This window comes from Streptomyces sp. NPDC091649, assembly GCF_044756785.1.
Classification (GTDB): domain Bacteria; phylum Actinomycetota; class Actinomycetes; order Streptomycetales; family Streptomycetaceae; genus Streptomyces.
On the sequence record NZ_JBIVTR010000026.1, the window covers coordinates 41,007 to 55,720 of the forward strand.

Annotated in this window: 16 protein-coding genes; 8 read left to right on the plus strand and 8 right to left on the minus strand. The window is 71.9% G+C overall.

Annotated features, from left to right (window positions below; genetic code table 11):
* Nucleotides 1-405: 405 nt before the first annotated feature.
* Nucleotides 406-1,290 carry a glycoside hydrolase family 19 protein gene (locus ACIQMU_RS30005; protein ID WP_352239774.1) on the plus strand — a complete coding sequence of 295 codons (885 nt, stop codon included), beginning with the start codon at nt 406-408 and terminating at the stop codon, nt 1,288-1,290.
* 179 nt (nt 1,291-1,469) lie between these two features.
* On the opposite strand, the gene ACIQMU_RS30010 is transcribed toward ACIQMU_RS30005, so the two are convergent.
* Nucleotides 1,470-2,207: a hypothetical protein gene (locus ACIQMU_RS30010; protein WP_352239773.1), complete on the minus strand. Its 738-nt coding sequence runs from the start codon at nt 2,205-2,207 to the stop codon at nt 1,470-1,472.
* 61 nt (nt 2,208-2,268) lie between these two features.
* Nucleotides 2,269-3,405, minus strand: a complete 1,137-nt coding sequence (gene dnaN / locus ACIQMU_RS30015) for a DNA polymerase III subunit beta (RefSeq protein WP_352239772.1) — start codon at nt 3,403-3,405, stop codon at nt 2,269-2,271.
* A gap of 546 nt (nt 3,406-3,951) precedes the next feature.
* Between dnaN and ACIQMU_RS30020 the strand changes: the two genes are divergently transcribed.
* Entirely contained in the window at nt 3,952-5,412 is a 1,461-nt protein-coding gene (locus ACIQMU_RS30020; protein WP_352239770.1) for a helix-turn-helix domain-containing protein, read from the plus strand.
* A gap of 81 nt (nt 5,413-5,493) precedes the next feature.
* On the opposite strand, the gene ACIQMU_RS30025 is transcribed toward ACIQMU_RS30020, so the two are convergent.
* The 3 genes from ACIQMU_RS30025 to ACIQMU_RS30035 all read right to left on the minus strand — a co-directional run bounded on the left by ACIQMU_RS30025 (nt 5,494) and on the right by ACIQMU_RS30035 (nt 8,099).
* On the minus strand, nt 5,494-6,927 hold the full coding sequence (locus ACIQMU_RS30025; RefSeq protein ID WP_352239769.1) for an FG-GAP repeat protein: 1,434 nt from the start codon (nt 6,925-6,927) through the stop codon (nt 5,494-5,496).
* 102 nt (nt 6,928-7,029) lie between these two features.
* Complete coding sequence (locus ACIQMU_RS30030; RefSeq protein WP_352239768.1) at nt 7,030-7,266, minus strand: DUF397 domain-containing protein; 237 nt, start codon at nt 7,264-7,266, stop codon at nt 7,030-7,032.
* Nucleotides 7,263-8,099, minus strand: coding sequence for a helix-turn-helix transcriptional regulator (locus ACIQMU_RS30035; RefSeq protein ID WP_352239767.1), 837 nt, complete (start codon nt 8,097-8,099; stop codon nt 7,263-7,265). The genes ACIQMU_RS30030 and ACIQMU_RS30035 overlap by 4 nt, the downstream gene beginning before the upstream one ends.
* 156 nt (nt 8,100-8,255) lie before the next feature.
* Here ACIQMU_RS30035 and ACIQMU_RS30040 point away from each other — a divergent pair, with 156 nt between their 5' ends.
* The 6 genes from ACIQMU_RS30040 (at nt 8,256) to ACIQMU_RS30065 (ending at nt 12,189) form a co-directional block, all read left to right on the plus strand.
* Nucleotides 8,256-8,663, plus strand: a complete 408-nt coding sequence (locus tag ACIQMU_RS30040; RefSeq protein WP_352239766.1) for a hypothetical protein — start codon at nt 8,256-8,258, stop codon at nt 8,661-8,663.
* A gap of 249 nt (nt 8,664-8,912) precedes the next feature.
* Nucleotides 8,913-9,569 (plus strand): DsbA family oxidoreductase, encoded by a 657-nt coding sequence (locus ACIQMU_RS30045; protein WP_352239765.1) that lies wholly within the window; start codon nt 8,913-8,915, stop codon nt 9,567-9,569.
* 1 nt (nt 9,570) lies between these two features.
* Nucleotides 9,571-10,665 (plus strand): NADH:flavin oxidoreductase, encoded by a 1,095-nt coding sequence (locus ACIQMU_RS30050; RefSeq protein ID WP_402690106.1) that lies wholly within the window; start codon nt 9,571-9,573, stop codon nt 10,663-10,665.
* A gap of 123 nt (nt 10,666-10,788) precedes the next feature.
* Nucleotides 10,789-11,265 (plus strand): nucleoside deaminase, encoded by a 477-nt coding sequence (locus ACIQMU_RS30055; protein ID WP_402690107.1) that lies wholly within the window; start codon nt 10,789-10,791, stop codon nt 11,263-11,265.
* Nucleotides 11,266-11,371: 106 nt separating this feature from the next.
* Nucleotides 11,372-11,692: a multidrug efflux SMR transporter gene (locus tag ACIQMU_RS30060; protein WP_352239762.1), complete on the plus strand. Its 321-nt coding sequence runs from the start codon at nt 11,372-11,374 to the stop codon at nt 11,690-11,692.
* An 83-nt stretch (nt 11,693-11,775) separates the two neighbouring features.
* A complete protein-coding gene (locus ACIQMU_RS30065; protein WP_352239761.1) occupies nt 11,776-12,189 on the plus strand; it encodes a multidrug efflux SMR transporter in 414 nt (137 codons plus the stop codon).
* A 77-nt stretch (nt 12,190-12,266) separates the two neighbouring features.
* Here ACIQMU_RS30065 and ACIQMU_RS30070 read toward each other — a convergent pair whose 3' ends face one another.
* From ACIQMU_RS30070 to ACIQMU_RS30080, 3 genes are all read right to left on the minus strand, one after another.
* Nucleotides 12,267-13,037 (minus strand): glucose 1-dehydrogenase, encoded by a 771-nt coding sequence (locus ACIQMU_RS30070; protein ID WP_352239760.1) that lies wholly within the window; start codon nt 13,035-13,037, stop codon nt 12,267-12,269.
* On the minus strand, nt 13,034-13,753 hold the full coding sequence (locus tag ACIQMU_RS30075; protein WP_352239759.1) for an HAD family phosphatase: 720 nt from the start codon (nt 13,751-13,753) through the stop codon (nt 13,034-13,036). The genes ACIQMU_RS30070 and ACIQMU_RS30075 overlap by 4 nt, the downstream gene beginning before the upstream one ends.
* Nucleotides 13,754-13,959: 206 nt before the next feature.
* The gene (locus ACIQMU_RS30080) at nt 13,960-14,592 is read right to left on the minus strand and encodes a ScbR family autoregulator-binding transcription factor (RefSeq protein WP_352239758.1); all 633 of its coding nucleotides are present in this window, start codon (nt 14,590-14,592) and stop codon (nt 13,960-13,962) included.
* Between the last annotated feature and the right edge of the window lie 122 nt (nt 14,593-14,714).

Genomic DNA, 14,714 nt, shown 5'->3' on the forward strand with positions numbered 1-14,714 from the left:
GCGGCGGCGGACGACGGGCACGAGACGTCGTCCGCCGCCGCGCGTGTGTCCGCACGGCACTCCGCGGCATCGCCCGCACCGGCTTCCGCGGCGTTCCGCCGCCGTCGGGGCCGGGTGCCGGTCTGCCGCCCGGAACCGTCCGCATGCTGGGCGGGCCGGAAGATTTTACCTTCGGGCCAGCCCCGGTTCGCGGGGGGATCCGGATGGAATCCTTCCGGAATAGCGGCTGTTGAGAGCGCTCTTGGCGCGATCGTCCCAGGTGTCGGCGGCCGGGACCGGTGGAGCCTCTCCGTTACCGAGGTTGGTCTAGACCTTGACAGGTCCAGGCCATTCTCGCTTGAGTGTCGGGCACCCCCACGGCGGCGCACGGCCGGACGTCGCGCCGCGCCCAAGGAGTGTGATCACGTGATCCGACGTGTCCTGAGTCTGCTGGTGGCGCTCGGCGCGCTCGTCGCGGCGCTCGTCGTCCTTCCCGCCGCCACCGCGCAGGCCGCCACCTGCGCCACGGCCTGGAACTCCTCGTCCGTCTACACGAACGGCGGCACCGTCTCGTACAACGGCCGCAACTACACCGCCAAGTGGTGGACCCAGAACGAGCGTCCGGGCACATCGGACGTCTGGGCCGACAAGGGGGCCTGTGGCACCGGTGGTGAGGACCCCGGTGAGAACAACGGCTTCGTCGTCAGCGAGGCCCAGTTCAACCAGATGTTCCCGAACCGGAACTCCTTCTACACCTACCAGGGCCTGACCGACGCCCTGAGCGCCTTCCCGGCCTTCGCCACCACCGGAAGCGACGCGGTCAAGAAGCGGGAGGCCGCGGCCTTCCTCGCCAACGTGAGCCACGAGACCGGCGGGCTGGTCCACATCAAGGAAGTCAACGAGGCGAACTACCCGCACTACTGCGACACCAGCCAGTCCTACGGCTGCCCGGCCGGCCAGGCCGCCTACTACGGCCGCGGTCCGATCCAGCTGAGCTGGAACTTCAACTACAAGGCCGCCGGGGACGCGCTGGGCATCAACCTGCTGGCCAACCCCTACCTGGTGGAGCAGAACGCCTCCGTGGCCTGGAAGACCGGCCTCTGGTACTGGAACACGCAGAACGGCCCCGGCACGATGACCGCCCACAACGCCATCGTCAACAACGCCGGCTTCGGCGAGACGATCCGCTCGATCAACGGCGCGATCGAGTGCAACGGCGGCAACCCCGCCCAGGTCCAGAGCCGCATCAACAAGTTCACGCAGTTCACCCAGATCCTCGGCACCACCACCGGTCCGAACCTGAGCTGCTGACCCCGCCCGGAACGGGGGGTGCGTCCGGCGTACGCCGGACACACCCCCCGTTCCGGCGTCCGGCCGGAAGGGCGGCGGGCCCCGGCGGCCGACGACCCGGCGGCCTGCCCGGAACGCGCACGCCCGCCACGGACTCCACGCCCGCCACGCATGGCGAGCGCGGCCGCGCGAGTGGTGCGTCAGGCGCGGTTCAGCGCGGTCCGGAGGGTGACCCCGTGGTGCAGGCGCAGTTGGCGCAGCTCCGCGTAGGACAGTGCGGTCACCGAGACCGGGGGGCCGATGAGGAAGAGGATGCGGAGCAGCAGCGGGAGGCCGGCCATCGGCGGGTCGGCGAGCTGGATGACGAAGAGCGACCACACCAGGAACGGTGAGACCAGCGGGGGCAGGGTCTCGTGGACGTCGGCGAGGCGGAAGACCGTCGAGACCGCGAAGGCCGTGCCGATGATGAGGAACAGGCCGGCCACGAGGTAGGAGGGCAGGAGCACCAGCATGGTCAGCAGCATCGGCACGATCTCGTAGTCCTCCACGGCGGTTCGCCCGATGGCGGGGCAGACCACGAAGGTCAGGTAGTAGACGCCCGCCAGGGTGCCCACGGCCAGGAGCGGGCCCGGGGTCCGGCTGAGGTAGCGCTCCCGGTGCGGGCCCCGGGCGGCCAGGACGAAGGCGGCCAGGACGACGGGGACGGCGAAGACCAGGATCGTGGCGGCCTGCGACAGTTCTTCGAACTTCGCTTTCAGCGGGTCGTCGGCCGAGTCCCAGTAGGCGACGGTGATCCAGATGACGGCGACCGCTCCGATGAGGGAGCGGGCGACCTGGAGTGCGGTGATGGTCTCGTCGACGATCCGGTCGGCGCGCTTGGGCCTGAATATCAGCAGTGCCGTCTGGAACAGCCGCGCGAACAGTTCCTGCCCGTTCATCTCGATCCCCCGTGTCGCTCAACGAGCAGCGATCATAGTGCTGTTGACAGTCCCGCGGCACTCATGCGAGCTGCGGTCTCACCGACATCAGCAGGTGCCGGTGGGCGGCGGCGGAGTCCGTCCCGTCCGTGATCATCGCGCGCTGGCCCGCCCCCAGCAGCAGGAGCCGCAGGGACGGCCCGTCGAAGGAGGCCAGGGCGTCCGCGAGATAGCCGGGATGGAACGCCACGGTCAGCTCCTCGGCTCCCTCCAGGGCGGCCGGCAGCCGCTGGGACGCCACGTCGTCCTCGTAACCCGCCCGCAGGAGCACGGAGGCGTCGGCGCGGGAGAAGGTCATCTGCACCGGGCTGTCCCCGTCGGCGACGACGGAGACCCGCTTGACCGCCTCCGTCAGCCGGACCCGGTCCACCGCCGCGGCGGCCGGGTCCTCCATCGCGAACAGCTTCTCGTGGCGCGGCAGCCGGCCCTCCAGCAGCCGTACGGTGGTGCGCGTCCCGGCGTGCTCGAAGCCCGCCGAACCGGCGTCCAGGGCGACGCTCACCGGCCCGGACCGGCCCAGCGCGCGGGCGATCTCGGTGAGGCGGCGGGCGGAGACGATGACATCGGCCGCCTCGCCGGGGGCGGCCGCCCTCCACGGGACGGTCCGCACGGCGAAGCGGTACCGGTCGGTCGCGGCGAGCGTCATCGTGTCGTCGTCGAGCTCCAGCCGGATTCCGGTGAGCACGGGCAGTGTGTCGTCGCGCCCGGCGGCGACCGCCACATCGGCCACGGCCGCCGCGAACAGGTCCGCGTCCACCGCGCCCCGGACCCGGGGGAGCGGGGGCAGCGCCGGGTAGTCGTCCAGCGGAAGTACGGAGAGCCCGAACCGGGCCCCGTCGCCCGACACCGTGAACCGCGAGCCCTCGACCGCGCACTCCACGGGCCCTTCGGGCAGCACCTTGCAGATGTCCAGCAGCCGCCGCCCCATGACGAGGACCTTCCCGCGGCGCGGGACCTCGGCGTCCACGTCGATGCGTGCGGACGCCTCGTAGTCGAGCCCGGAGATCCGCAGCCGCCCGCCCCCGCCGTCCCCGTCGCCCCCGCCCTCCGTGTCCAGCAGCAGCCCGCCCAGCACGGGGACGGGCGACCGCACGGGCAGGACGCGGGCCGCCCAGGACACGGCGTCGGTCAGGGCACTGCGCTCGATACGGAACTCCACGGGGACCTTTCCTCGCACGTCGAAAGCCGGCTGCCGAAGGCCGAGAGCCGGCAATCAGGAACCGGCAGCCGGCAATCAGGAACCAGCAGTCGGCCGCCGCCAACCGGCAATCAGAAGCCGGAAGCCGGAGCCGGCGACCGACTCCTGCGACATCGACGTTAGAAGGCACCACTGACAATCGACCGCCGACGATCCGGCGGGCCGCGGTTCACCGCCCGGGCGGGCAGGGCCCTCAGGGCCCCGGCGGGCGGGAGCGGAGGAGGGGCGGCCGGCCGGGAACCGGCGACAGCGACCACCCCCGTGAGCCGCTGCCGCCGTGTTCCCCGCCCGCCCCCGTTCCGGCGTCGCCCCCGACGAGCCGAAACATGTTCGGACGATAGAACGCAGGGTAAGGAGACGGGAGATTCAATGCGCCCAGTGGGGCGGCCGCGGGGGTATCGGTCCGCACAGTCGGACGGGCGCCGGACCACCGGTGCCGCGGCTGCGTCCCGGGCGGGGAACGGGGAACGGGTGCGGGCACGGGAGCGTGCGGACGATCTTCTGCGGATGCACCGGCTGGCCCGCACGGGCGGAACGGCCGAGTTGCTGCGCTGGCTGGCCGGGCGGGCGGAGGGCTGGGCGGGGCTCGTCGGGCCGGACGGGACGGTGCTGCACGCGGCGTCCCGGACGGCGCGTGCCGTGGTGCCCGATGTCGCGGGGCTCGTCGCCGAGGGCGCCAGCGCTCTCACGGAGCGCGGGGCCCAGGCGTACTCCCTCGACACCGGCGCGCACACCGCCCTGCTGTTTCCCCTGAGCGCCGGAGATCCCGCGGCCCCGGTGCTCGTCGTCGTCACTCCCCGGCCGGTGGCCGCCGGGCTCGCCACGCTGCTGGCCGACGTGGTCCAGCCGCTGTCCCTGTGCCGGCAGGCCGAGACGCTGGAACGCAAGCGGCGGCGGGTGGATCTCGCCGAGTCCCGGGGCCGGGAGGCGGTGCTGCACCTGCTGATGACGGGCCAGCTGTCGATCGCGCAGCAGGTGGCCGGTGCGCTGCGGCCCCGGCTCCCCGATCCGGTGCGGGTGTGCGTCGTGGAGTGTTCCGGCGACGGGCGCGACGAGGTGGCCCGGGTCTGCGGGGAGGCGGACGGTGGCCGGTCCTGGATCGTGCGGTGCCCCGTCTACGCCCGCCACCTCATCCTCGTGATGCCCGCGCAGGAGCGGGGCCCGGGGGCCGCACCGACCGATGAGACCGTCGCCGCCCGGGTGGGCGACTGCGTGGTGGGCGTCAGTGAGCCGGTGCCGCTGGCCGACACCGCGACGGGCTACCGCCAGGCGTTCCACGCCCTGGCCGTCGCCCGCGAACTGCCGTCCCGGCACGCCCGGTTCGGCGTCTCGCCGGACCCCGCGCTGGTCGTCGGACCGGCCGGCCGGCAGTGGGCGAACGATCTGCTGGCTCCGCTCCTGACCCATGTGCCGCGCCGTGCGCAGGACCCCGGGAGCCAGGAGCTGGCGGCCAGCGCCGCCTCCTGGCTGGCGTTCTCCTCGCACGCGACCGACCACCTCAAGGTCCACCGCAACACGCTGGCCGCCCGGCTGAAACTCATCGGTGAGCTGCTCGGCCTCGATCTGCACCGGCTGGCCGACCAGGCCGCGCTCGATCTGGCCCTGCGCGTGCGTGCGACCCCCGCCCCGGCCTGCACTCCGGAGCCCGCCCCGTACGCCGCCGCCACCCGGTCCGGTACGCGGGAGGCGGCGGGGGATCTGGACGCGATCCTGTGCCGCCCCGCCGTACGGGACTGGGCCGAGCAGCAACTGGCCCCCGTCCTGGGGGCCGAGGAGACCCTGCGCACCTGGCTGCGGTGCGAGGGCCGCCTCGGGCCGACGGCCGCCGAGCTGGGCATCAGCGTGCCCGGCGCCCGCAAGCGGCTCGTCCGCCTGGAAACGGTCCTCCAGCGCTCGCTGCTCCGGCCCCCGAGCGCCCGCTACGACCTGTGGCTGGCGGTGAGGTCGCGGGATCTCGCCGACGCGTGAGGCCGCGCGCGGGGCCCGGCGCGCGGGTGCCCGACGCGCAATCGTCCGGTGACCGCGCGGGCGCCCGGTGACCGCCCGGGGTCACTGCTGGAGGTCGCCGCCCAGCAGCAGCCCGCTGGCTTTCGTGAGCCCCAGACCGGCGGGGCCGAAGGAGGCCGACGACGTGTAGGAGGGCGAGGACGCTCCGCCGGGCAGGACCCACACGGCCCCCTGGTCGTTCTCCCACGCCGCGCCCACCACGAGGTCCGGCCGCCCGTCCCGGTTCAGGTCCCCGGCGCTCACCGTCGCCCCGAACTGGTCCCCCGCCTCGACCCCGCCCGGCACCCCGGCGGTGTTCTGCGTGAAGGAGTAGGAGCCCGCGCCGAGCTGTCCCGTACGGCGGCCGGGAACGACCACGACGGCCCCCGCACCGGCCTTGCTGCCGATCGCCTCGCCGGGGGATCCGATGATGATCTCGCCCGCCCCGTCCCGGTTCAGGTCCGCGACCGCGACGGACGCCCCGAACGCGTCGTGCCGTTCGCTGCCGCCGGGCACTCCGGCCGTGTTCTGGTGGATGACCATCGGCGCCTTGTCGTACGCCACGCCGTTCGCCGACCCGAACCACACGTGCACCGCGCCGCCGAGGTGGCCCCACAGGCCCTCCACCGTGCCGGGCTCGTCGGGGTCGCCGACGACCAGGTCGCCGTATCCGTCCCCGTCGACGTCCCCGACGGCGGAGGTGAGCCCGTCGCCGCCCTGCATACGGTGGTCGAAGAGGCCCGCCTCGTTGGTGGAGTTGACGAACACGTAGCCGCCGCTGAGCCCGCCCATGCGGCCGTTGACGAGCACCCGGTCGGCGGCCTTGTCCCCGTTCAGATCGCCGTAGGCGGCGGAGCGCATCCACCCCGTCTCGTCGTGCAGGTAGGACGACGCGACGCCGCCCGACCGGGTGAACGGTCCGGTGAGGCGGGTGGTGGTGTTGTTGTTGACGACGAGGACCTGGGTCCCGTCCGGCCCGGACCAGGCGGCCACGTCCCGGCCCGCCTGCCCGTCCGTCTCGACGGTGGTGGGCAGCGCGGCCCCGGACACCAGCCCGTTCTTGCTTCCCCACAGCACGGTCGCCGCGCCGGCCGACTCCGCGGAGCCGATCTTCTCGTACGGGGACCCGATCACGACGTCCGCGTAACCGTCCTTGTCGAGGTCCGCGACGGCGCTCGACGCACCGAAGGCGTCCCCCGCCTCCGCGACCCCGGGCACGCCCGGTGACGCCTGGGTGATCACGGCCCGTCGGGCGGCGGAGGCCCCCTTCGCGGACCCGTAGAGCACGACGACGGCTCCGGCCCACTCCTGCCCGTTGACGGTGGCGCGCGGCGCCGGGAGGACGGCGTCCCGGTACCCGTCCCCGTTGATGTCCTGCGGCACCGGAAGGGGCGCGGCCTGGGCTGTCCCGGCGGACAGCGTGGTCGCGGCCACGGTCATCGCGGCGATGGCGGCCAGTGCGGCCGTGCGTCTGGTCCGTGCGGTCGTTCCGGTCATGTGTAGTGCCCCCACCCTGAGTTGCCCGACATGTGTGGGGGTATTCAGCCACGGGACCTCGCGCCGCCGCCACGCGGGGTCCCGGATCGGCGGACTGACTGCTCAGCCGGTCCAGGTGAGGAACGTGGACCAGGCGTCGGGCGCGACGGCGAAGGCGGGCCCGTCGGGCACCTTGGAGTCACGGACGTGGACGGCGTGGGGGCAGGCGGCGACCTCGACGCAGTCGCCGCCGCTGGAGCTGCTGTAGGAGGACTTGTGCCAGTCGAAGGCGACCTCGATGCACTCGCCGCCGCTGGAGCTGCTGTAGCTCGACGTGAACCATCGGAGGGTGCTGCTCATTCCACTACTCCTGCCAACCGCTTGATGAGGTCCAGCGATTCACGAGGACCCAGGGCCTGTGACCGGATCTTCGCATAGCGCTGAGCGTAGGTGCTCACCTTTGCCGGGTCGCTGATCAGCAGACTCTCGTCCTGCGGCTCCAGATAGACGAGGTGCTCGTGTGCCGAGGTCTCCACCAGGTTCATGGAGCCGCGATCACCTGCGTACTCCCCGTACTGGCCGGCGTCCAGCGGCAGCATCAGAAGTGTGACATTGCGGCGGCGGGCGCACTCCACGAGGTGGAGCAGCTGCTCCCGCATGATCTCCTCGTCGCCGATGATCCGGCGCAGGACTGCCTCGTCGATGATGATCTCGATCATCGGGACCGGCTCCCGGTCGAAGAGGACCGTGCGCTCCATCCGCAGCTGGACCAGCTCCTCCACGCGCTGGTCGGAGAGCGGCGGGTACCCGCCGCCGATCAGCGCCCGCGCGTACGCCTCCGTCTGGAACAGCCCGTGGATGACGTTCGTCGCGAAGAGCTGGAGGCTGAGCGCCGCCTGCTCCAGCAGCGCGTAGTCCTGGAACTGCTGCGGGTACTTCTCCATCCGCATGTACCGCCGCGCGGTCTCGAACACGGTGGTTCCGTTGCCGAGTACGCGTTCGAGCTCCACCAGCATCGCGTCGCTCGCCGGCTGCGCGCACGTCTCCATGGCGCTCACGGCCGCTGCCGAGTAGCCGAGCTCATGACCGAGCTGTTCCTGGGTCCACCCCCGCTGGACGCGCATCGTCCGGGCCACCTCCGCCACCATGAGGGCCATCGGGCTCGCGGCTTCCTTGTTCTCAGCACTCGCCATCACGCGATCTCTTTTCGACTCGACCGGACTCAACCGGTCACTACTCGAAGTCGTTGAAATCCACCCCACTTCAGTGAAGTTCGAGCAGGTCAACGGCTGTACGACGCACCCCGGCAGATAGAGGAAACGCTAGGTGATCGGGGTCACAATCATCTCGTGAACGCACTTAATGGTGGGCTGAGGGCCGAGTGGATTCCGGACTCCGGATTTCACCTCCGCAAGGCGGGCGTGCAGTTCGACGCCGTCCGCGTGGACGGCGACGACGGGCGGCGGCTGGCCGTCCTGATGGAGGAGTTGGTCGGCGGCGAACCGGGGCCCGTCGTCACCGAGTCGAACGGGCGGCGCGGGGTGTACTTCCTCGTGCCGGCGGGCTCCACGGCCGGGCGGCCGTGGCCGCGGGCGGTGACGACGTTCAACGCGGCGACGGGCCGGATCGGTTACGTACCCGTACCGGCGCTCGGCGGCGACACCTGGCCGCTGATGTGGCGCTACCCGCCCACGCGCGCCGGGCGGTTCGTGCACACGCTGATCCTGTTCAACGCGGCGTGCGCGTTACTGCGTTGAGCGCCCGAGGCGGGTGAAGGAGCCGGCGCCCGCGACGACCGGGGCCTCGTGGAAGGGGAATCCGGCGCGGTCGCGGAAGGCGCGGGCCCGGGGGCCGGCCGTGAGCATGCCCGAGCGGACCTCGCCGTGAGGGCGGGAAGACTTGACACAAAAGTGCATGATCGTGCAACCTTCTGGACGTCCGTCAACTCCTGCCGCACTGCCGGGGGATGTTGTTGCTTGCGCGTTCAATGACCTGGAGGTCTGCGCATGGCTGATCCCGTGAAGATCAAGATCTGGTCCGACTACGTCTGCCCCTTCTGCATGCTGGCCGAGGGGCCCCTCGAAGAGGCGCTCAAGGATGTCGGCGCCGAGGTGGAGGTCGAGTGGATGCCGTTCGAGCTGCGTCCCCACCCCCAGCCCACCCTGCGGCCGGAGGACGACTACCTGCCCGACATCTGGAAGCGCGCCGTCTACCCGATGGCCCGCCGTCTGGGGGTCGACATCACACTCCCCGACGTGTCTCCCCAGCCCTACACGGCCCTGGCCTTCGAGGGCTACCAGTACGCGGCCGAGCACGGCCTGGGTACGGCCTACACCCGGCGGATGTTCCGGGCCTTCTTCCAGGAGAGCCAGGACCTGGGGCAGCTCGACGTCCTCGTCGCCCTGGCCGGAGAGATCGGCCTGGACGAGGCCGGGTTCCGGGCCGCGCTGGCGGACGGCACCTACCGCGCCCGGCATCAGGAAGCCCTCCGGGAGGCGGCGGCCCACCGGGTGCAGGCGGTTCCCACGATCCTCATCGGCGACACCCGGATCGAAGGCGTTCCGCGTGCCGCCCAGGTGCGCAAGGCGGTCCTGGACGCCCAGGCGCGGCAGGCGGAGGACGCCGGCTACGGCGCCGCCTGCGGCATCGACGGGAGCTGCTGACGTGCCCGGCGCCCATCCCGCTCTCACCGCCTGCCGGCTCGCGGGAATGGAGCTGCGCAACCGATTCGCCGTCGCCCCCATGACCCGGGTCTCCGCGACCGAGGACGGCCGGGCCACCCCGGAGATGGCCGCGTACTACGCGGCCTTCGCCGAGGGCGGCTTCGGGCTCCTGATCACCGAGGGGACCTACACCGACACGGCCTTCGGCCAGGGGTACCTGCACCAGCCCGGCATCACCGACGAGGCGCAGGCGGCTGCCTGGCGCCCCGTCGTCGAGCGGGCGCACGCCGCCGGCGCGCGGGTCGTCCTCCAGCTGATGCACGCCGGGGCCCTCGCCCAGGGCAACCGGTTCCGCGACCGGGCCGCGGGCCCCTCGGCCGTACGGCCGCTGGGTGAGCAGCTGACCAAGTACCGCGGCTCCGGCCGGTGGCCCGTGCCGATGGAGATGACCCGCCGCCAGATCGCGGAGGCCGTCAGCGGCTTCGCCGCCGCCGCCGTCCGCGCCCGTGACGCCGGCTTCGACGGTGTGGAGATCCACGCCGCCAACGGCTACCTGCTCGACCAGTTCCTCACGCCGTACACCAATCTGCGCACCGACGGCTACGGCGGAGGCGTCGAGGGGCGCCTGCGGCTCGTGCGGGAGGTGACGGCCGAGGTCAGAGACGCGGCCGGGCCCGGCCTCACGGTCGGTGTCCGCTTCTCCCAGGGGAAGATCAACGATCCCGGCTGGCGCTGGCCGGGAGGGGACGCCGAGGCGGAGGCCGTCTTCACGGCGGCAGCCGGGGCCGGGGCCGACTACCTGCACATCGCGGGAGGAGGACGGGACTGGTTCCCGCAGGGGCCGACGCTGCCCGCGCTCGCCCGGACGGTCACCGGGCTCCCCGTGATCGCCAACGGCGGGCTGCACAGGGACGCGGTGGCACGGCGCGTCCTGGACGAGGGGCACGCGGACGTCCTCGCCGTCGGAACGGGCGCGCTGGCCAACCCGGACCTGCCGCGCAGGGTGGCCGCCGGTGAGCCCCGGGCGCCCTTCGACCCGCGGGTGCTGGAGCCGCTGGCGACGCTGGACAACGCCCGTACGCACGCGCCCGCTTGACACCAGTTACATGCACATGCAAGATTAGTGTCCTCGGAACAAGCCGCCACCGGCGACTTGCGAGAAGAGTCGCTTGCATGTGCAGGCAAACGATAGACCGGCCACTCGGGAGACGAGCTGCTCATGGGTACACACGAAAGCGAACTGATGGACTACGCCCACGAAGCGGTCCGGCTCAGCCGTGAGCATGTCGCACAGGGCGGCATCCCCTTCTCCGGCGTGGTCGTGGGCAGCGGACGAATCCTGGGGACCGGCTTCAACCGGGTGCGCGAGGACAACGACCCGACCGCGCACGCCGAGGTCGTCGCCCTCCGGGAGGCCACCACGCGGCACGGGATTCGCGCGGTGGCGGGAGCCACCCTGATCGCTTCCGGTGAACCCTGTGCCCTGTGCTACCTCGCCGCGCGGTACGCCGGCGTCGGCCACATCGTGCACGCCGCCGACCGCAGGACCGCTGCCCGGTACGGCTTCGACTACACGAGCACGTACACCCTCTTCGCCGAGGACCCGACGGACTGGCCCCTCAAGGTGACGGCGCTCCAACTCCCGGAGGCGGAGCAGCCGTTCCAGGACTTCCTCACCATGAGCCGAGCCCACTGACGGCCCCGGCCCCCTCGCCGCCCGGCATCGCCGCACGGCGCCCCGCACGCTGATCTCCCCGCGTTCCCGCACACTCCCGCTCACTCACCGCACGGAAGGACCTCCCATGCACTGGCTCTACCTCGCCATCGCCGTCGCCTTCGAGATCTTGGTCGCCATCGCCGCCGGAAAGGCCGAGGGCTTCAAGAACCGCAAGTGGACCGGGATCACCCTGGCCAGCGGCGCCGCCGCGACCTTCTTCCTCAGCAAGGCGCTGCTGACCTTCGACGTCGGCGTCGGCTACGCCCTGTGGACGTCCGTCGCGGGCGTCGGAATCACCGTGCTCGGGGCGCTGTTCTTCGGCCAGCGTCTGAACACGAACAAGGCGATCGGCATTCTCCTCGTCATCGGTGGCGTCGTCGGCCTGCAGCTGAGCGGTTCCGCCTGAGCCCGGAGCCCGACTCCGGCCGCGCACGCATCGCACTCCCACGCAACCACCTGACGCCATCCCTGAGAGAGGACTCACCTCCCATGTCCAACGCAGCCAAGAGCTCCACCAACGCCTGGCTCTCGCTCCTGCTCGCCGGAGTCTTCGAGATCGGATACGCGCTCGCCGTCGGCGGCAGCGAGGGTTTCACCGTCCTGACCTGGTCCCTGGTCGCGGTGGTGTTCTTCCTGCTGACGCTCTACGCGCTGAGCCTCGCCCTCCGCACGATCGACGTGAGCATCGGCTATGCCGTCTGGGCGGGCATCGGCGCGGTCGGCGCCGCGGTTCTCGGCCCGCTGTTCTTCGACGAGACGCTCACCCTCGCCAAGGGCATCTGGCTGGCCGTCATCATCGTCGGGGTCATCTGGCTCAAGCTGGCCGACCGTACGAAGCCCGAGGCTGCCGCCGCGCCGCGGTCCGAGCCGCTCACGGAGCGCCCCGGCGCGCTTCAGGTCTGACGCTTCTTCCGCCGACACGCCGCAGGCGCCTGCTGTCCATTCGGGAATGGGCAACAGGCGCCTGCGGCGTGTCGGCATCACTTCGCGGTTCGGCCGCCGTCCACCGCGATGGCGGCCCCGGTGGTGAAGGACGAGGCGTCCGAGCAGAGCCAGGCGGCGGCGCGGGCGATCTCGGCCGGGTCGGCGAGGCGTCGCTGGATCGCCTTGCCGCCGAATCCGGCGCGCACGGAGGGGCCGGCCGAGAGGACGCCGTCCATCATCTCCGTGTCGGTGCTACCCACCACGAGGGCGTTGACGCGGATGCCTTGCTCGCCGTACTCGGCGGCGGCCGCCCTCGTCAGACCGATGACCGCGTGCTTCGCCGCCACATACGGCGCCGAGGCGGCGGTGGCCCGTACGCCCGCGACACTGGAGGTGTTGACGACCGAACCGGAGCCGGCCGGGAGCATGGCGGGGATCTGGGCGCGCAGGCAGTTCCACACACCGCGCACATTGACGTCCATGGTGCGGTCGAAGACGTCGTCGGCGAGTTCGTGCAACACCGTCCCCGCACTGGCGTAACCGGCGTTGTTGAACGCGCAGTCGAGCCTGCCGAACCGGTCGACCGCCGTGGCGACGGCGCGCTCCATGTCCGCCGGGCGGGTGACGTCACCCGGAGCGGCCACGGCCCGGCCGCCGTCCTTCCTGATGCGCGCGGCGAGTTCTTCCACCAGGTGGGCCCGGCGGGCCACGAGCACGACGGCGGCCCCTTCGTCGGCGAAGTGCCGGGCCGCCGCGGCGCCGATGCCGCTGGACGCTCCGGTGACCAGCGCCACCTTGCCGGCCAGCAGCGGTCCGCCCGGCGTCACGCGGCACCGCCCCGGACGGTCGCGGACAGGGGCGTTCTCCAGAACGTGCCCGAGCCCATCTCCCGGTCGATCCCGTGCAGCAGGTCGTCGTCGAGCGCGTCCAGGCCGCTGATCAGGTGGCGTACCCCCGCCTCCCGCATGAGCTCGCGCTGGTGGCTGTGGACGAAGTCGGAGGGGTGCCCGACGAAGGCCGCGCCGAACTCGCGGGCCGCCTCGGCGACCCGGGCTACGTCGTCGACGAAGAGGGCCTGGCCGGGGCGGAGCCGGAACACGTCCTCGGTGATCTCCTTGAGGCCGGGTCGGAAGTCGTTGGTGCAGACGTATCCGGGGCCGTCGAACAGGCCGGCGTAGTGGCCCAGGTGGCGGTCGAAGTGCTCCTTGCCCAGGCCGCCGTAGCAGACCGTGCGCAGGCCGGCCGCCCGCAGCCGCTGGAGCAGGCCGAGGGCTCCCGGTGTGACCGTGACCGGGTGGCGGGCGATGTGGGCGGCGCGCTCCTCGAAGTACGCGGCGAGCGCCTCTTCGCCCGTCATGCCGCCGCCCGCGGCGGCCGCGAGTAACCGGCCGGCGATGTGCTGCGGCTGGGAGAAGACCGAGCGTTCCAGTTCGGCGGAGTACGTGCCGCCTCTGCTGACGATGAAGTGGTGGATCACCGGGCTGAAGGTGTCGTTGAGCAGGACACCGTCGATGTTCAGGGCGGCCAGGCGCAGGGAGTTCATGCGGCTCCGTAAGGGCTCGTTCGCAACAAGCGGGACAGAGAGACGGGACAGAGGCGGGACGGTCGGCGCGGGCAGGGCGGGGCAGGGCGGGGCAGGACCGGGTGGTGCGGTCAGGCCGGTCAGCCAGGCAGGCCGGTCAGAGCGGCCGGCCGGCCAGGCAGACCGGTCGGAGCAGGTGCAGCGGTCGGAGCAGGTGCAGCGGTCGGTCAGGGCATCATCGAGGCGCCGCGCGCGGGATGCGCCTCGGCGCGGGCGATCACGGACGGGACCGCGACGCCCGGAAGAATCAGGCTCCACATCTGCTGGGTGCGCTCGGGGAGGTCCGTGCGACCGCTGACGACGTTGGAGTACATCTGCATCCCCGTGCAGGCGGCGATCACGAACTCGGCGACCACGGTCGGATCGACGCCCGGTTGCAGCTCGCCGGCGTCCCGGGCCTCCCGCAGGCACCCGGTCATGATCCCGCGGAAGTTCTCGTACGGGTCCGCGTTCAGGGAGTCGCCCATGGACGCCTGTTCGTTCGTCAGCCGTACGCCGGCCCGGAGCATCGGGTCCTTCTGCAACTGCCACGACCACACGAGGGTGAGGTCGATGAGCCGCTGGAGGCCACCGGCGGCGAGCAGCGGGACGAGGCTCTCCGGCTGGCTGTTCATCACCGCCTTGGCCAGATCCTCCTTGGAGCCGAAGTGGAAGTACAGCGCCCCGGCCGTCACACCGGCGCGCTTGAGGATGCGGGTGATGCTCGCCCCCGCGTAGCCGTACTCGTCGAAGACCTCCGCGGCTGCCCGCAGGATCGCGCGGCGGGTCTGTTCAGCCCGCTCTTGCTTCAGTTGAGCCATGTCTTTCACCTTTCAAAAAAGAACGCTCCTTACGGTAACTGAGTGGCCTACCGGTATGGCAAGTCCCTTTTGTGGCGCTTGAGGCGTCTAGGGTGCCAAATCAGCCCCCGGGGGAATCAAAG